This is a genomic window from Chromobacterium sp. Panama (assembly GCF_003052555.1).
In the GTDB taxonomy this organism is placed as follows: Bacteria; Pseudomonadota; Gammaproteobacteria; order Burkholderiales; family Chromobacteriaceae; genus Chromobacterium.
The window spans coordinates 1,860,827-1,878,396 of sequence record NZ_QARX01000001.1 but is presented as its reverse complement, the minus strand read 5'-3'; the positions used below and the strand labels follow the sequence as shown (position 1 = coordinate 1,878,396).

Here is a 17,570-nt window from a genome sequence, read left to right as displayed (position 1 = left end):
CGATAAAATAAGCTCGGCAATCGCAAGCGCAAGATTTTATTTGCATTTTTAGCGAATATCGGCCGCGCCCGATCCATGCTCGGTGAGTGCGCAAGCACGGCGGCGCCAGTCGCGGCGCGCCGCGCGCTCGTCGGCGCGGCCTGCCGGATTAAAGAAGCGATCCAGGCGGCGGACAATGTGCAAAACACATACTTATTAGGACAATTTGGAGAAAAGTTTTTAATGCCGAGACTTGTTTGGTGTAAATTGGCATAAGCCGTCTATTTTCTAAAACGCTTATGCGCAAATGGCGATTTTATTAAGCCAAGACTTAATAAATCATGGAAAGACGGATCTTAAGCGGCTAAAACGTGGAAAGTGCAAATTCACATTTTGCTCAAACTTTGTTGCATTTGATACACAAAACCCAGGCATTGGGAATAACGCTTTTTCCGCACGTTAGCATATTTAGATAGTCCCGCATGTCCGCGCGCCTTATTTGCATAAATCAAAAACAAGATCAGGGTTTTCCCTAATGATCGGCAATAAAATAAACGATTGTTTAATTTTGTAACCGTTTAGTAATTTTTATTAAATATCCTGGACGCGCTAAAAAAAATAAACCCCGTCAATGACGGGGTTTAGGATTCAGCGATTTTCATTCATTTCGCTTGCGCCGCGGCACATCGCCGCCGCGCGTTCAAGCCGGCTCACATCAGTTCGCCGGCCTCCAGCGTTTTGCCCACCAGGCGTTCGCGCAGATCGAGGATTTCCTTGACCAGGGCGGCGCGCAGCTCCAGCACCAGGGCCAATAAGGTGGCCATACGCCGGCGCGGCTCCAGCTTGGCCAGATCCTTGGGCTTCATCTGCCGGCCCTCGGCCGCCAGCCTGCCCATCCTCTGTTGCGACACCAGATTCTGCAAACCGGCGGGCAGGGACAAAGCGTCAATCGCCTTCAGTTTTTCCAGGTTCTGCAACATGCGCAGCAGAGCCGCGCGCGCCTGCAGCACGATGGCCACCAGGGTGGCCATGCGCCGCGGCGGCTCCAGTTCGGCCAGATCATGGCAGCTCATGCCGTCGCCGGCGCGGGCCAATTCCTGCATCCGCCCCGGCCCCACCAACTGAGTCAGGTGGGCCGGCAAGGCCAGCGCTTCCACCACTTGCAAGCGCTCCAGCTGCGGCGCCGCGCCGCGCGCGCGGTCCGCGTTCAGCCGCAGCCAGGCCAGCGTCGTCAACTTGCCGCCCTCCCGCAGCTCCAGCAGGGCGTCCAGCCGTTGGCGCTGGCAGGCGCTCAAGGCTTCGTTGAGCCGGGAGTAGACTTGACGCGACCCCAGGGTCAGCGCCGCCGCGCAACTGCGGTCAATCACGCCTATGGCCGGCAGCACGATGCGCCTCTGGCGCAGCCAGGACACCATGGCCTGCGCCAGGCATAGCGGCTGATCGGTTTGAGTGGCCAGCCGGGCCAGGTGGCGCAAGACCGCCTGGCCGTCCTCGGCCCGGTACGGCCTCAATCCCAGATAGGCGTAGAGTTTGACCAGATGCTCGCGCCGGGTCTGATCGCGGGTGGCGTAGCGTTCCCAGTCCTCCTCTCGCGCGCCCAGTGCGGCCGCCACCCGCCGCAACAAACGTGGTGCGGGCTGGCAGCCCTCGTCCAGCGCGATGCCGGGATGGCGCAGATAGCACAGCAGCACGGCCACGCCCAAGCGGTTGGCGCTGCCGCGGTGCTGCTGGATCAAGGCGAAATCCTGTTCGCTGAAGGCGGTTAACTGATCTAACTCGTATTCGTCGTCTGGAGGCTCCAGCAAGCTGGCGCGCTCTGGCGGCGAGAGCAACGGACGTCTCGGCATAGTTCTCTTCCCCTGGCCTTGGCCAATGCGCGAAGCGCCGGCGTTTCTGCGGGCCGGCTGCCTCGCTTGGGCTCCACCGCTCTGACGGCGGCACTGGAGCCGGTGACGCCCTTTGCCGGCCATGTCCGCCGACGAAAGGGCTAACTAAAACATTATGAAGTTCAAGTTGCTTCACTGGTAAGCATTACTTTGTGATAGACCGCATTTGCGGTAGTTCCCGGAAATATGCCGATTTCTTAATTTGAATAGTGAATTAGTCACACGACAAAGGTTTCCACCCCCATAAAATGCCAATGTATTTATTTTTGCCATGGTAAGTCCGGGTAAAAATAGCCGATGGGCGATTAGAATCACCGCATAAGGGCGCTCGCCGCGGGAAAGACGGGAACTTCTGTCATTCCAAACGAATCCCATGCTTCCATAAAGTGCTTAATATTGTCAGTTTCGCGCGCGAAGCGGGCCGCCGGTCCGACGCCGCCCACGCCTTGCAAGGAAGACGCCGATGTTCGAGTCCTGGATCCGTTTTTCCGTGCTCCTGTCGATAGGAGTCACCGTGTTGTCGCTGGCCATCACCGGCTTTCTGCTGTTTCGCTCTTTCGACTGGACCTCGCAATTGCGCGGACTGTCCGGTCCCTGGCAGCGAGAAAGCGTGAAAGACGGCGTCCGTCTCAACGCCGACGTCTTGTCGATCCGGCAAACCGGCCTGCTGGTGAACCAGGTGCCGATGATGCGATTGGAGTTGAGGGTGTGGCAGGACGGCTTCAGCCGGGAACTGACGATTGAACAACTGATAGATCTGGGCAATATGCCGCGCGCCGGCGAACGGGTGGAAGTCATGGTGGACCGCCAGGACCCGTCCCGCGCGTCCTATCTGCGGCTGGCGCCGGCGGGCGACGCGCCGCCTGCTCGCCTGCCTTGAAAACCGGCAAAGTCCGCCTCGCGCGGCGGACGAGCGCTCGCGAGGCGGGGCGCTCCTTCCGCTCGCGCGGCGCTAGGCCCGGGTGGGTTTGCGCGGCCGCCGCGCGCGCCGCTGCAACAATTCCTCCAGTTGCGCGCTGATTTCCAGCGAGGCCTTCGCGCCCAGACCCTGCTGCAGCGCGTCGCGCTGCGGCGGCGCCGCCTGGGCGAACAGCATGGTTTCCCGCAACAGGGCGTTCATCGAATCCAGCCCGCCCTGCGCATGCGTCTGCAAGCGCGCGTTGATGCGGCGCAGGCTGTCGGACACGTCGATGGAATCCGTGACCGCGCTGTTCAAACGCATCAGCTGCCCTATCTTCAGATAATCCTGCAGCTTGATGGTGCCGCTTTGGTTCATGGTCAGCACCAGGCCTTCGATAATCCTCTCCAGCGCGGCTTGCCGCGCAACCAGCATCTCCAGAATGTCATCCATATCCACTCCTCAATATCAGGCGCGTCAAAGGCAGACTAACAAGTAAACAGTTTTAAATACATATTAATTTAGACCAGTTTACGCGGCTGCCTTATCACGCCGGGTTTTTATCGGCTTATGGCATTAAATATTCAATATGGGAAATGGGTTTGGCAAGCGAAATACCGCAGGATCCGGCTATCGCCGGCGCGGTTGTCGCCAAATTGCGTCGGGAAACGGATAAAAAAAGACGGCGGGCATTGCCCGCCGCCGTTTGGAAGCTAAATCACTATTACATTAGATTCTGTTCCGCCACGTTCAGGTTCAGATCTATCATATGTTCGCTGCCGCCCTGCTCCGCTCCGGCCTTGCCGTCCAGACGCTCGGCCTCGATCGCGTCCAGATAGGCCGGCGTGATGTCGCCGGTGATGTATTCGCCGTTGAAGCAGGAGGTTTCGTAGCAGCTCAGCTTGGGGTTGACGCTGCTGACCGCCTCTTCCAGCGCGGACAGGTCCTGATAGATCACCGCGTCGGCGCCGATCTCGCGCGCGATCTCGGCCTCGTCGCGGCCGGTGGCCAGCAGTTCCGCCCGCGTCGGCATGTCGATGCCGTAGACGTTGGGGAAGCGCACCGCCGGAGCGGCCGAGGCGAAATACACTTTCTTGGCGCCGGCGTCGCGCGCCATCTGCACGATTTCCTTGGACGTGGTGCCGCGCACGATGGAATCGTCCACCAGCAGCACATTGCGGCCCTTGAATTCGCAGGCCACCGGGTTCAGCTTCTGGCGCACCGATTTCTTGCGCACCGCCTGGCCCGGCATGATGAAGGTGCGGCCGATGTAGCGGTTCTTGATGAAGCCCTCGCGGTACGGCAGGCCCAGGTGGTTGGCCAGCTGCAGCGCGCTGGGGCGACTGGTGTCCGGGATGGGCATCACCACGTCGATGTCCAGCTCCGGCAAGGCGCGGCGGATTTTCTCGGCCAGCTTTTCGCCCATCACGATGCGCGCCTGGTAAACCGAAGCGCCGTCTATCACCGAATCCGGGCGCGCGAAGTACACGTATTCGAACAGGCAAGGCGCGTGGCGGGTGTCGCTGGCGCAGCTGCGGGCGTGGAATTCGCCGTCGAAGCTGACGAAGACGCCCTCGCCCGGCTGCACGTCGCGCAGCAGGCTGAAACCGGAACAGTCCAGCGCCACGGATTCCGACGCGAACATGTATTCGGTCTTGCCGCTGTTGACGCAAGTGCCTATCACCAGCGGGCGGATGCCGTTGGGGTCGCGGAAGGCCACCAGGCCGTAGCCGGCGATCATCGCCACCACCGCGTAAGCGCCGCGCACGCGGCGGTGCACCGCCTCGATGGCGCCGAACACCGCGTCCACGCTCAATTCGTTGGCGCTGAGGCGCTGGGTCAGCTCATGGGCGAACACGTTCAACAACACCTCGGAATCGGAATTGGTGTTGATGTGGCGCAGATCGTGGCGGAACATGTCCGCCTTGAGCTCTTCGGTATTGGTCAGGTTGCCGTTGTGCGCCAGCACGATGCCGAACGGCGAGTTGACGTAGAACGGCTGCGCCTCGGCCAGGCAGGAGGCGGAGCCGGCGGTGGGATAGCGCACATGGGCGATGCCGGCCGCGCCCAATAGGGAACGCATATTGCGCGTGCGGAACACGTCGCGCACCATGCCGCTGCCCTTGTGCATGTGAAAGGTCTTGCCATTGGCGGTCACGATGCCGGCGGCGTCCTGACCTCGATGTTGCAGCACCTGCAAACCGTCATACAGCAACTGGTTGACCGGAGCCTGACCGACCACGCCTAGAATTCCACACATCTTTTGCTCTCTTCCCTACTACTAAAGAAACGGACAAAAAAACAAGACAAAGAAAAAGGCGGAATCTTGAAGTGAAGATATCAAGATATTCCGCCTTGTTCACCAGCTACCCGGTGTAGTGGAGGTTATCGGCCAGCATCGCCGGTAACCAGGGCCTTAATGATAAGGCCACCGATTCAAATGGCGCCGAGAGCACGGCATTCCTCCACATGGGTTGTCGCGGCAGATCGCTCAAGCCGCCCACCAAAACCAGGGCCGTCACCAGCACCAGCCCGCGAGCCAGGCCGAACACCGCCCCGAACAATCGATTGACTCCGCCCAGCCCCACGCTGTCCAGCATGCCGGTCAGCGTGACCCGCAGCAAGGCCGTGGCCAGCCAGGCCAGGAAAAACACCGCCACGAAACCGGCCACCAGCCGCAAGCCTTCCGAACTCAATTCGCCGGGCAGGAACGCCGACACCACCGGCGAAAACTGCTTGGCGCACCAGAAGGCGATCAGCCAGGAGCCCAGCGACAGCACTTCGGCCACCAGGCCGCGCATCATCGCCACCAGGATGGAACCGGCGATGATGGCGATGGCAATATAGTCGAAGATGGTCATGACGGCTACTTGGTCACGATAATGCCGTTAACGCCGGCCTTGGCCAGCTTCTGCAAGGTGGCTTGCGCCTCGGCGCGGCTGTTGAACGGGCCCACCCGCACCCGGGTCACCTCGCCCTTGCTGGTCTGCACCTTGCTGAAATGAGCGGACACGCCTATCGACGACAGCTTGGACTTCAAGGCGTCGGCCTTGTCCGGGTCCGACAGCGCCGCCAGCTGGATCACCGATTTGCTCTCGCCCTTGGCCGCCGGCTCCTCTTTCTTCGCCGCCGGCTTGTCCAGCGAATCGAAGCGTCCTTCCAGGATAGCCGCCGGGTCCGGCTTGCGGGCCGGCTTTTCGTCCAGCTTGATTTCGGGCTTTTTATGCTCGGGCTTGGCCGGTTTCGGCTCCGGCTTGTGTTCGGGTTTGGGCTTGGCCTCCGGCTTGGGCTCCGGTTTGACTTCCGGCTTGGGCTCGGGTTTCGCCGCGGGGGCCGGCTGCGCGGCCGGCATCGCCGGCGTCATCGTGGATAGATTGGCCGCCAGTTCGGTGGCGCCGGGCTTGGCCGCGGGCGAGACTTCGGCCAGCGCGGCGGAGGCCGCGGACGGCGCCGAGGCCGGCTGGGCCGGCGGCGGCAAGGCGCCCGCCGGCGCTTCGGCGTGATTGGCGGCCGGCGCGGAAGCGCCCGCGCCCAGCACTTCTATGGACTCCGGCTTCATCTGCTGCTCGGGCAGGCGTCCCACCACGTTCCACAAAACGACGGTGGCGACGGTAACCAAGACGACAGCGCCCACCAGACGGCGTCTGGCGCGCTTGCGCAACAGGATCAACTCCTCGTGGGTGGATAAAGCCATGCTTTCCTCAAGCCGGGTGTTGCCGGGCTTCCATCACCTCGGCAACGGTGTGGAAGGAACCAAAAACGACAATTCTATCACTCTCCTCCGCCTGCGATAAGGCCGCCGACCAGGCTTGCGCCACGGTGGCGAAGGATTGCACCCTCTCAACGCCCATTTCCGCCAGCCTGGCGGCGATGCGTTCGCCGCTCTGGCCGCGGGGCATGTCGAGGCCGCCGACGAACCAGGCGTCGAACTCCTCACGCGCCAAGGCCGCCACCTGTTCCAGGTCCTTGTCTTCCAGCATGGAGAACACCGCCAGCCGGTTGCGGGCGAACGGCAGCTGTTTCAGGCTGGCCGTCATCGCCTTGACCGCGTGCGGATTGTGGCCCACGTCCAGCACCACCGCCGGACGGCCCGGCAGCACCTGGAAACGGCCCGGCCACTCCACTTCCAGCAGGCCGCGCTTGACCGCGCCCAAGTTCACCGGCAGCCGCGGCTTCAAGCACTCCAGCACGGCCAGCGCCGCCGAGGCGTTGACCATCTGATAGCCGCCGCGCAGCGCCGGCAAGGGCAAGGCGTGGCGATGGGCGTCGCCCATGTGGAAGGACCATTGATTGTCCATGCGCTGATAGCCGAAGTCCGGCCCGTACAGCTTCAGGTCCGCGCCGATGGCGCGCGCGTGCTCGATCAGCCTGGCCGGCGGATTCGGGTCCGCGCACAAGGCCGGCTTGCCGGCGCGGTAGACGCCGGCTTTCTCAAAGCCGATGTCCTCGCGGTTGTCGCCCAGGATGGCCTGGTGGTCTATGTCCACGCTGACCACCACCGACACGTCCGGCTCGAAGATGTTGACCGCGTCCAGGCGTCCGCCCAAGCCCACCTCCAGCACGATCACGTCCACTTTTTCGGCGACAAAGCTGTGCACCGCCGCCAGGGTGCCGAATTCGAAATACGTCAGCGAGGTGTCGCCGCGCGCGGCGTCTATCGCCTCGAAGCTGGCGACGATGCGCTCATCGCTGGCGGGCGCCAGATCGATGGCGATGCGCTCGTTGTAACGCAGGATGTGGGGAGAGGTGTAAGTGCCCACCTTGAAGCCGGCGCAATGCAGCATGGCGGACAGCATCGCGCAGACCGAGCCCTTGCCGTTGGTGCCGGCCACCATCACCACCGGGCAGGACGGTTGCAGTTTCATCGCGGCGCGCACCCGCTCCACGCGGGCCAGGCCCATATCGATGGCGGTGGCGTGCAGGCTTTCCTGCCAGCTCAGCCACTCGGCCAGAGTCTTGTGTCCAGTCATTTCGTCTCAGTGTCGTCCGCGGCGTGAAACCACAGCAAATAAGTCCGCAAGCGGCGGCGGCCGTCCGCCGGCGCCGAATCCGGCCACACCATCAAGGCGCGCCGGCGGCCGCCGATGCGCACATTCAATACCGTCAGCCAAGGGGTGACGAAGCAATCGTCCAAGGCCTGCGCCGGCAGCGCGGCTTCGCGCCACACGCTCAGCCGCCCCAGGCCGTCCACTTCCAGCCGCCGGAAACGGCCGGCGTCGCCCCAGCCGTCGGCGCGCAGCGCCCGCATAAGCAAGAAGGCCTCGGCCGGCAACAAGGCCAGCCAGATGGGCGGCAGATGGCGGATCACCGCCCAGGCCAGCAGCGCGGCGGCGGAAACCGCCAGCGCCAGCCAAAGACGCGAAGGCCTCAGCTCGAAGCCGAAGGGCTCCAGCCGGGGCCGCCGGTTCATGGTTTAGAGATCCAGCGCCGGGGTGTTGCTGATGTCGGCGTCCACGCTGTCTATCACCGTGGAGTGGATCTCCACGTCGAACCATTCCCAGAAGGCTTTCAAGGACAGATCCTTGGGCCATGTGTCTTCGTCCTCGTACCAGGACGCCAGTTCCATCTTGAACAATTGTTCGTAGATTTCGTCGATGTAGGCGACGCCCTCTTCCGGCTCGTCGAACTCCGGCAGCAGGATCACGGTGCAGTCGGTGCGCAGGCTGTCCAGCGCCAGATCCATGTCGTTGTCCGGGGCCTGGTTCAGCCAGTCCAGGAACGGTTGTTTCGGTTTGATCACGGCCACCGAGCGGTCAACGAAGTACATAGCATGCCTTTCATTCAAGTTTGGCCGGCATTGTAACAGCACAAACCGCGCGGCGCTAAGCGTGGAAAGGTGAAGCCCATGTTACAATCCGCCCAACTTTCCATACAGAAAACAACACGCACCATGGCTCTGATTACCGTCGAAAAAGCCTGCCTGGCTTTTGGTCACCACGCATTGCTGGATAACGTCGATTTCGCGCTGGAACCGGGCGAAGTGGTCGGCCTGATCGGCCGCAACGGCGCCGGCAAGTCCTCGCTGCTCAAGAGCGTGGCCGGCGCGGTGGCGCTGGACGACGGCCGCGTCAACATCAAGGGCGACGTCAAAGTGGCCTATGTGCCGCAAGAGCCTGAGCTGGCGCCGGAACACACGGTGTTCGAAGCCGTGGCCGAAGGCCTGGGCGAACTGAAAAGCCTGCTGACCGAATACCACCAAGTCACCCATCAGCTGACCCAGGCCGACGCCGACCACGAGCAGGCGCTGGCGCGGATGGAGCACATCCAGCACGAGCTGGAGGCCCGCGGCGGCTGGCAGTTCGACGCGCTGATCTCCTCCACCCTGTCCCATCTGGGCCTGAACCCGGACGCGCGGATCGAGGAGCTGTCCGGCGGCTGGAAAAAACGCGTGGCGCTGGCGCGCGCGCTGGCCGCCAGACCCGACGTGCTGCTGCTGGACGAACCCACCAACCACCTGGACGTGTCCGCCATCGAATGGCTGGAAACCCTGATCAAGAACTACGGCGGCAGCGTGCTCTTGATCACCCACGACCGCCGCTTCCTGGACAATGTGGCCACCCGCATCGTGGAACTGGACCGCGGCCTGCTGCGCAGCTACCCGGGCAGCTTCTCCAGCTACCATGTGCGCAAGGCGGAAGAACTGGCCGTCGAGGAAGAGCAAAACCGCATCTTCGACAAATTCCACGCCCAGGAAGAGGTGTGGATCCGCAAGGGCATCGAGGCGCGCCGCACCCGCAACGAGGGCCGGGTGCGCCGGCTGGAGGCCATCCGCCGCGAGCGCTCGGCGCGGCGCGAGCGCGTGGGCCAGGTCAACTTCCAACTGGACGCCGGCGAACGCTCCGGCAAGCTGGTGGCGGAGCTGGAGCACGTCGGCAAGGGCTTCGAGGGCAAGACCCTGATCCGCGACTTCACCACCCGCATCCTGCGCGGCGACAAGATCGGCCTGATCGGCCCCAACGGCGCCGGCAAGACCACGCTGCTCAAGCTGATTCTGGGCCAGCTGGACGCGGACAGCGGCAGCGTCAAGCAGGGCAGCAAGCTGGAGATCGCCTACTTCGACCAGTTCCGCGAACAGCTGGACGAGGAAACCAGCGTCGCCGACATCATCAGCCAGGGCAACGACTTCGTTGAAATCGGCGGCGTGAAGAAACACGTGATGAGCTATCTGGAAGACTTCCTGTTCTCGCCGCAGCGCGCGCGCAGCCCGGTGCGCTCGCTGTCCGGCGGCGAACGCAACCGCCTGCTGCTGGCCCGGCTGTTCACCCGGCCGGCCAATGTGCTGGTGCTGGACGAGCCCACCAACGATCTGGACATCGACACGCTGGAACTTCTGGAAGACGTGATCGCTCAATACTCGGGAACCGTGTTCCTGGTCAGCCACGACCGCGCCTTCCTGGACAACGTGGTCACCCAGGTGATCGCCTTCGAAGGCGACGGCCGGCTGGAAGAATATCCGGGCGGCTACCAGGACTGGATCGACACCAAGGCGCGCATGGCGGCGATGAAGCCGGCGGAGAAGCCGCGGGACGCTTCGGCCCCGCAGGAAAAACCCAAGGACAAGCCCAAGTCCGCGCGCAATAAACTGTCCTACAATGAGACGCGAGAGCTCGCCGCGCTGCCGGACGAGATCGCCGCGCTGGAAACCGAGCAAGCCAGCCTGAATCAGCAATTGCTGGACCCCAACTGCTACCGCGACACGCCCAAGGAGGCCATCGCCTGGCAGCGCCGGGTGGAGGAAATCGACGAATTGCTGATGGACAAGCTGGCGCGCTGGGAAGAACTGGAGTCAAAGCAACAATGAGCAAAACCCTGCCGCCTTCGCCCTCTTCGCCGTTGGACCGCCGCGCGCTGCTGCGCGGCGCCGCGCTGCTGTCGCTGGCCGGCCTGCTGGCCGCCTGCGGCACCACGCCCTCCAAGGTGGCCGGCGGCCGCAAGCCCCGCCCTTCCGGCGACCTCAGCCTGTCCGGACTGAAGGCCGACGGCGCCAGCCGGGAAATCCTGATCTATACGCTGGGCCTGCTGGGCCTGGACTACAAGTTCGGCGGCACCAACCCCGAGGCCGGCCTGGATTGCAGCGGCATGGTCGGCTACATCTACCAGAACGCCGTCGGCGTCACGCTGCCGCGCACCGCGGCCGAGATCGCCGGCGTGGCGCGGCCCATCCCGGACAGCCGGATGCGGGTCGGCGACCTGGTGTTCTTCAACACCATGAACCGCCCGTTCTCGCATATGGGCATCTTCATCGGCGACGGCAAGTTCGTGCACGCGCCGCGCACCAACAGCTCCATCCGCGTGGCGCGGCTGGACAATAGCTATTTCGCCGCCCGTTATGAGGGCGCGCGCACGCTGTTCAGCTAAGAAGCTGTTCAAAGTCTGCTGCGCTTCGGCGATACGGCGTTGAAAACCAGCTCAAAATGCTCATGTACCACTTGTACATTCCGCTTTTTCGCTAGTTTTCGCCTTGTCTCGCTCTAGCTCGCTAGACTTTGAAAACCACAAAAGTCTGCCGCGCTTCGGCGGGATTTTAGACAAAGGCGCTCAAACCCGCTTCGAAACGCTCATGCACCGCATGTGCATTCCGCTTCCTCGGCGGGTTTCGCCTTGTAGAGCCTCGTCACCCCTCCGCCAAGGCCGGCCTGGCGCCGGATTTTTCCGCCGCGCGTCCGGGTTTCCCCAACAAGGCCTCCTCCACGCCGTCCAACAGCGCCCGCGTCGCTTCCGCGCCGGCCGCCATGCGCAAGGCCAGCTCGCGGCAGGCCGGGCCCGGGCCCGGCTCGGCCAATAAGCGCGCCAACAAACGCTCCATTCTCCCCGCGGACACGCTCTGCGCGTGCAAGACCTCGGCCACGCCCAGGCGCTTGGCGCGCTGGCCGTTGTCGAACTGATCGTAGGCGTAAGGCACGATCAATTGCGGGATCCCGGCGCGCATCGCGTCCGCCATGGTGCTGACGCCGCCGTGATGCGTCAGCGCCGCCGCCCGCGGCAACAGCGCGGCGAAAGGCGCGTGCGCCTGCCACAGCACATCGGCCGGCAAAGCCGGCGGCAACTGCGCCGCATGCGGCGTGACGAAAATCCCGCGCCGGCCCAGCCGCCGCAAGGCCCGCAGCGCGGCGTCGAAGAAGGCCGCCGCGTGCCGATGGCCGGTGCCCGGCGTGAACACGACGGGCGCATCGCCGGCGGCCAGAAAGGCCTCCAGCTCGGCGGACAGCCCCGCGCCCCGCTGCGCGGCGGGCAGCAGGAAATCCCCTTCGAAGAACGGCCGCGGCCAATCCGGCTGCAAGGCGGCGAACCAGCGGGGAAACAGGCCTATCGAGGCGTTGGGGGCTCTCAGCATATGCTCGAAAAAATGCGGCTCCGCCGGCAGGCCGCGCTGTGCGCGCGCCGCGTTCAGACTGGGCAAGGTCTGGGCGTTGAACCAGTGATGCAGCGCCCACCACAGCAGGCCGGCTCCGGCCGGCGGCAGCCAGCCGGGAATCCGCAAGGAGCCCAGGGTGAGCAGGTCGTGGCGGCTGCACAGATTGGACGGCGCGAGATAGGCCGTCACAATGCGCAAATCCGGCCGCGCCGCTCGCGCCAGCGCCGCCATCGGCACCAGGACGGGGTGACACAAGACCACGCAGTCCTCATCCGCCGGCAGATCCCTCACCCGCTCCCGCAAGGCGTCCAGATCCGGCGCCAGGCTATCCCAGAGCACGCCCCAGCTCTTGCGCTCATGCCATAGATCGGGGTTGTCCAACGCCGCCTGTTCCCGCTCGACGCTGCCGAACAGCCAGTACGGCAGGCCGGCCGCCCGCGCCGCTTCCTCCTGCAAGGCCGGCGCCAGCATCCGCACCCGGTGGCCGCGCTCGCTCAAGCCGCGCGCCAGCGCGACAAAGGGCTGCATGTCCCCGCCGGTGCCGCTGGACGCCACGATGATCAAAGGACCGCGCGCCGGGTCCGCGCCGGCATGCGACAACGACAGCTCCCGCTCCATGACCCGCCTCCTTCCTTTAGGACGACAAGCCACTTTACGCCAATGTCATTTATCTGGCAAAAAGAAAACCGCCCGAGGGCGGTTGCGTGCGCATGGCGACCCTGCGCCGCGCCATGGCTTAGAGCCTGTTCAAAGTCTCGCGAGCAAGAGCGAGACAAGGCGAAAACAGCAGAGAAAGCGGAATGTACATACGGTACATGAGCATTTCGAAGTTGTTTTCAACGCCGTATCGCCGAAGCGCAGCAGACATTGAACAGGTTCTTAGAGCGTGAACTGCTGTACCACGCCGCGCAAAGACACCCCGCGCTCCAACAGATTGACCACGCCCTGCTGAGCCTCTTCCGCCGCCAGCCGGTTTTCCTCGGCCGAGCTGCTGACCGACTCCACGCTGCCGGCCAGATGCTGCGAAGCGTTGGCCTGCTCGCGCACCGCCGCCGAGATATCGCCCATGCCGCGCGACACGCCCTGGATCTGCACCGAGAAGCCCTGCAAGGTGTCCTGCGCCTCACCGGCGTGATTGACGCTGGCGTCCACGCGGTCCACCGCCGCGCGCATGCCGGAGATGGCGGAGGCGGAATCCTGCTGCACCGAAGCGATCATCGAGCCGATCTCCACCGTGGCGTTGGCGGTGCGTTCGGACAGCTTGCGCACCTCGTCCGCCACCACCGCGAAACCGCGGCCCTGCTCGCCGGCACGCGCCGCCTCGATCGCCGCGTTCAAGGCCAGCAGATTGGTCTGATCGGCGATGTCCTTGATCACCGCCACAATCATATTGATCTCATTGGTGCGCGAATCCAGCTGATCCAGCTTGCCGGCCAGCTGGGTCACTTCCTGCTGCACCGTCCGCATGCCTTCCACCGCGTTCTGGATGTATTGCACCGTGGTCTGGGTCTGGCCTTCGAACGAAGACATCAGCGTGGCCGCGTCCTCGGCGATTTCCGAGACATGGGCGATGCTCACCGCCAGCTCCTCCACCGCCGCCGCGCTGCCGCGCACGTCCTCGGCCTGCTGGCCGGAACGCGCGGCCACGCCGCCCACCAACTGATCGATGTGCTGGGATTCGCTCTGCACCGCGTCGGATTCGCCGCGGATCTCCAGCAAGCGCTGACGCAGGGCCGCCATGAAGGTGTTGAAGGATGACGCGATGCGGCCCACTTCGTCGCGGCTGCGCACCGGCATGCTGCGCACCAGGTTCCAGTCGCCGCCTGCCAGTTGCTGCAGGGCCACGTTCAACTCGTTCACCGGCTGCACCATGCGGTTGGCCAGCAACAGGGCCGCCAGCTGGGACATCAGCAGCAGGCCCAGGCCCACCGCGCCGCTTTGCCACAGCACCTGGGTGCGCAAGGCCTCCACTTTTTGCAAGGACGTGTCCACCCCCACCACATAGCGCATGCCGCTGGCCGAGGTGAAGGGCACGAACACCGAGCGGAACAGGCCGAACTCGCCCTGGTATTCCTCAAACTGGGTGGAGCCGCTGCGCAAGGCCGCGGCCAGGCCGGCCGGCACATCCTTGTATTCCGCCAGGAACCACTGCTGGTACTGGCCGGACTTCACCTCGTCGGGGCTGGCGGAAGAACTGGTGTACAACACGCGGCCGCCGCGCTGAATGGTGGAATAGGCGTAGGCCAGACCGCTGTCGCGCGCAAAATCGGTCAGCTGCTTGGTGGTGGCCTGGCTATTGGGGTTGCTGTCCGGCAATTGATCGTGGAAGTTCTCGCCCACCATCTGGCGCGCCGCGTAGGCGGCGGTCAGCAGGGTCTGATCCACGCCCTTCATTTCGGAGTCGACCGTGCTGCGATAAGCGTAGATCGAATAAACCGCCACGATCAGCAGGCTCACCAGAGTAAAAGCGGCGGATAGTTTGGCCCGCAAGCCCCAGTCCTTGTTCAAGACACTCATACGGATGCATTCCTTCGACATTCATTCCAAAAACGGCTCCCCGCCGCCGGCGGCGCATCCGGAGCGCGCCGGACCGGCGCCGCAGGTCCAGGCAGTGGATCAGGCAGTAATCGACAAGAGACGATGACGGCACCGCGAAGTGGTGCGGAGCGGGCGGGGAAAGATAGACAGGCGGCGGCGCGCCGGGACAAGCGGCCCAGTGCGGCGGCGAGCGCTGAATATGGAAAGTGATGATAACGCCAATTAAACGCGAATCAATGCGACTGGCTTTGGTAGTTTGCACATAGCAAGTGCATAATCGCTTTTTCTCGAGGTGAAGCGACCCGCGCCGGCTTTGTTTTTAAAAGGTTTTTTACAAATAGGCACCGGCAAGCATCGGTATTTACGTAAAAACACCTATCGCATCTGTATCTATCTTGAGGGCCACGTCCGCCGCCACGCGGCGGACCATGGACAGGTTCTCAGGCGCGCAGACCCTGCAACAGCCGCGCCAGGCGCTCCAGAGACATCACCTCGTCCACCCCGCCGCGGGCGATGGCCGCCTGCGGCATGCCGAACACCACGCAGGACGCCTCGTCCTGAGCCAGCGTGCGTGCGCCGGCGTCGTGCATCTCGCGCATGCCGCGCGCGCCGTCGTCCCCCATGCCGGTGAGAATCACGCCCACCGCGTTGGCCCCGGCGCTCACTGCCACCGAGCGGAACAACACGTCCACCGACGGCCGGTGCCGCGACACCGGCGGCCCGCCCTTGACCTCCGCGACGAACTGCTTCTGCCGGCGGTGCAAGAGCAGATGCTGGCCTCCCGGCGCAATCAGCACCGTGCCGGCGCTGAGCACGTCGCCGTTCTTCGCCTCCCTCACCTCCACCTGGGCCAGCTGGTTGAGCCGGCCGGCGAAAATGGTCGTAAAGCCCTCAGGCATATGCTGCACCACCACCATGCCCGGGCAGTGCGGCGGCAGGCTTTGCAGCAAAAACTCCAGCGCCTGGGTGCCGCCTGTGGACGCGCCCAGCGCGATCACGCGCTCCGCGCCCTGCGCCGGCCGCCGGCGCTCCGACGGCGCGTCCAAAATGGCGTCGGCGGTCAGCTTGGGCGCCGGATAGCCGGGCGGCGCCGCCTGCTTCAAGGCCTCCGCCCTCACCCCCGCCGCCGCGCGCACCTCCTCCACCAGCCGCTTGGCGTTCACGGCGAAATTCGTCCTCGCGTTGGCCAACGGCTTGAGCAGCACCGACACCGCGCCGGCGCTCATCGCCTCCAGAGACACCAGCGCACCCTCGGTGGTCAAGGCCGAGCAAATGATCACCGGCGTGGGTCGCTCCGCCATCACCTGACGCAGAAAGGTCAGGCCGTCCATCCGCGGCATGGCCAGATCCAGGATGATCACGTCCGGCCAGCGGATCTTCATCCGGCTCATCGCGTAAATGGGGTCCGGCGACGCGCCCAGCAGCTTGATGTCCGGCGCGGTGGCCAGCATCTGGCCCAGCATCTCCCGCGCCACCGCGGAGTCGTCAACAATCAGAACACTGATGCTCATCGATTCTTCCGCCCGCCAAGTGGGCATCCAGCCGGTAGCGCGACGGCGCCTCCTGCGCCAAGGGCAGCGCCAGGTGCCGGATGGATTCCGAATGCCCGATGATCAAATGCCCGCCCTGCCGCAGCTTGTCGCACAGCGACAGCAAGACCCGCAGCTTGGTGGCCTCGTCGAAATAAATCAGCACATTGCGCAGGAAAATCACATCGAAATGACTATGGTTGAAGTCCGTCGCGTGCAGCAGGTTCAAATTGGAAAAGCTCACCTTCTTCGCCAGCTCCGGCGCCACCTTGACCATGCCGGCGTATTCGTCGCGGCCGCGCAGGAAATAACGCCGCCACAGCTCCGGCGGCGTCCTGCGCGCGCGCTCCACCGAGTACACCCCGCGCCGGGCCAGATGCGTGACCCGGGTATTGATGTCGGTGGCGTACACCCGCCACTGGCCCAGCAGGCCTAGCGCCTCCGCCAGAATCATCGCCACCGTGTACGGCTCCTCGCCGGTGGAGCAGGCCGCCGACCACACCCGAAACTCGCCCTTGCCCTGCAGCCGCGCCGCCTCTTGCCGCAGCCAGGCGAAGTGTTCCGGCTCGCGGAAAAAATAGGTTTCATTGGTGGACAGCAGATTGATCGCGTACTGCCGCTCCGCCACATTGGCCGGGTCCGAGATCAGACGCCAGTAAGCCGCGTAGCTGTTCAGCCGCAAATGGCGGATGCGCTTGGCCAGGCGCGACTGGATCAGCGAACGCTTGCTCATCGGCATGGCGATGCCGGCGGTCTGGTAGATGAAGCGGCGCAGCTGGAAAAACTCCCCATCCGTCAACAAGGGCGCGGCGGCCAGCGTCTCTTCCAGGGCGAACATCTACAGCGCCTCGATGTCGTCGCTCAGAAACTGCTGGGTCACCGCCTCCGCCATCGCGCTGAGCTCGGACACCGACAGCGCCTGGCGCACATTCAGCAGGATGGCGAAGCGCTGATTGATGGTGGCGATGCCCTGGATGAAGTCGCTGCGGATATTGGAGCCGAAGCTGGGCGAGGGATCGATCTCGCTTTGCGGGATCTCCAGCACCTCGCACACCGAATCCAGCAGAATGCCGATGTCGGCGTAGCCGCCCTCCAGGCCCGGCAAGGACAGGATGGCCACGCAGGTGGACGACTTCAAGGCCGTCTGGCCGCGGCCGAAGCGCACCGACAAATCGATCACCGGCACCACCGCGCCGCGCAGATTGATGATGCCGCGCACGAAGTTGGGCATCATCGGCACCTCGGTGATGCCGTCGAACTCGATGATCTCCCGGATGAAGTTGATCTGAATGCCGAACAAATCCTCGCCCAGGATGAATGTGACGCAATGGAATTTCTGGTCGCCGCCGTCCTGGCCGGCCGGCTGGTCGCTGTTTCTCATCGCC

Annotated in this window: 16 protein-coding genes; 3 read left to right on the top strand and 13 right to left on the bottom strand. The window is 64.1% G+C overall.

Translation table 11 applies throughout. From position 1 onward, the window contains the following. Window positions 1-689 precede the first annotated feature (689 nt). On the bottom strand, window positions 690-1,826 hold the full coding sequence (locus DB032_RS08450; RefSeq protein WP_158274267.1) for a DUF4158 domain-containing protein: 1,137 nt from the start codon (window positions 1,824-1,826) through the stop codon (window positions 690-692). Window positions 1,827-2,328: 502 nt separating this feature from the next. Here DB032_RS08450 and DB032_RS08445 point away from each other — a divergent pair. Next, on the top strand, window positions 2,329-2,745 hold the full coding sequence (locus tag DB032_RS08445) for a hypothetical protein (RefSeq protein ID WP_199225851.1): 417 nt from the start codon (window positions 2,329-2,331) through the stop codon (window positions 2,743-2,745). 72 nt (window positions 2,746-2,817) lie between these two features. Here DB032_RS08445 and DB032_RS08440 read toward each other — a convergent pair whose 3' ends face one another. The 7 genes from DB032_RS08440 to DB032_RS08410 form a co-directional block, all read right to left on the bottom strand. Next, a complete protein-coding gene (locus DB032_RS08440) occupies window positions 2,818-3,216 on the bottom strand; it encodes a hypothetical protein (RefSeq protein ID WP_107799084.1) in 399 nt (132 codons plus the stop codon). 271 nt (window positions 3,217-3,487) lie between these two features. After that, a complete protein-coding gene (gene purF / locus DB032_RS08435) occupies window positions 3,488-5,023 on the bottom strand; it encodes an amidophosphoribosyltransferase (RefSeq protein WP_107799083.1) in 1,536 nt (511 codons plus the stop codon). A gap of 106 nt (window positions 5,024-5,129) precedes the next feature. Beyond that, complete coding sequence (locus DB032_RS08430; RefSeq protein WP_048415279.1) at window positions 5,130-5,624, bottom strand: CvpA family protein; 495 nt, start codon at window positions 5,622-5,624, stop codon at window positions 5,130-5,132. Window positions 5,625-5,629: 5 nt separating this feature from the next. Then, complete coding sequence (locus DB032_RS08425; protein ID WP_107799082.1) at window positions 5,630-6,457, bottom strand: SPOR domain-containing protein; 828 nt, start codon at window positions 6,455-6,457, stop codon at window positions 5,630-5,632. A 7-nt stretch (window positions 6,458-6,464) separates the two neighbouring features. Then, complete coding sequence (gene folC / locus DB032_RS08420) at window positions 6,465-7,733, bottom strand: bifunctional tetrahydrofolate synthase/dihydrofolate synthase (RefSeq protein WP_107799081.1); 1,269 nt, start codon at window positions 7,731-7,733, stop codon at window positions 6,465-6,467. Next, entirely contained in the window at window positions 7,730-8,173 is a 444-nt protein-coding gene (locus DB032_RS08415) for a hypothetical protein (RefSeq protein WP_107799080.1), read from the bottom strand. The genes folC and DB032_RS08415 overlap by 4 nt, the downstream gene beginning before the upstream one ends. Window positions 8,174-8,176: 3 nt before the next feature. Beyond that, window positions 8,177-8,530, bottom strand: a complete 354-nt coding sequence (locus DB032_RS08410; protein WP_107799079.1) for a hypothetical protein — start codon at window positions 8,528-8,530, stop codon at window positions 8,177-8,179. 123 nt (window positions 8,531-8,653) lie between these two features. Here DB032_RS08410 and DB032_RS08405 point away from each other — a divergent pair, with 123 nt between their 5' ends. Next, on the top strand, window positions 8,654-10,564 hold the full coding sequence (locus tag DB032_RS08405) for an ATP-binding cassette domain-containing protein (protein ID WP_107799078.1): 1,911 nt from the start codon (window positions 8,654-8,656) through the stop codon (window positions 10,562-10,564). Then, entirely contained in the window at window positions 10,561-11,121 is a 561-nt protein-coding gene (locus DB032_RS08400) for a C40 family peptidase (protein WP_081549764.1), read from the top strand. Before DB032_RS08405 ends, DB032_RS08400 begins: the two co-directional genes overlap by 4 nt. A gap of 256 nt (window positions 11,122-11,377) precedes the next feature. Here DB032_RS08400 and DB032_RS08395 read toward each other — a convergent pair whose 3' ends face one another. The 5 genes from DB032_RS08395 to DB032_RS08375 form a co-directional block, all read right to left on the bottom strand. After that, window positions 11,378-12,736 (bottom strand): nucleotide disphospho-sugar-binding domain-containing protein, encoded by a 1,359-nt coding sequence (locus tag DB032_RS08395; RefSeq protein WP_107799077.1) that lies wholly within the window; start codon window positions 12,734-12,736, stop codon window positions 11,378-11,380. Between the two features lie 261 nt (window positions 12,737-12,997). After that, a complete protein-coding gene (locus DB032_RS08390; protein WP_107799076.1) occupies window positions 12,998-14,635 on the bottom strand; it encodes a methyl-accepting chemotaxis protein in 1,638 nt (545 codons plus the stop codon). A 461-nt stretch (window positions 14,636-15,096) separates the two neighbouring features. Beyond that, entirely contained in the window at window positions 15,097-16,167 is a 1,071-nt protein-coding gene (locus DB032_RS08385) for a chemotaxis response regulator protein-glutamate methylesterase (RefSeq protein WP_107799075.1), read from the bottom strand. Then, a complete protein-coding gene (locus DB032_RS08380) occupies window positions 16,142-17,023 on the bottom strand; it encodes a protein-glutamate O-methyltransferase CheR (protein ID WP_107799074.1) in 882 nt (293 codons plus the stop codon). The genes DB032_RS08385 and DB032_RS08380 overlap by 26 nt, the downstream gene beginning before the upstream one ends. Continuing rightward, window positions 17,024-17,566, bottom strand: coding sequence for a chemotaxis protein CheW (locus DB032_RS08375; protein ID WP_107799073.1), 543 nt, complete (start codon window positions 17,564-17,566; stop codon window positions 17,024-17,026). It lies immediately after the preceding gene. Window positions 17,567-17,570: the final 4 nt, after the last annotated feature.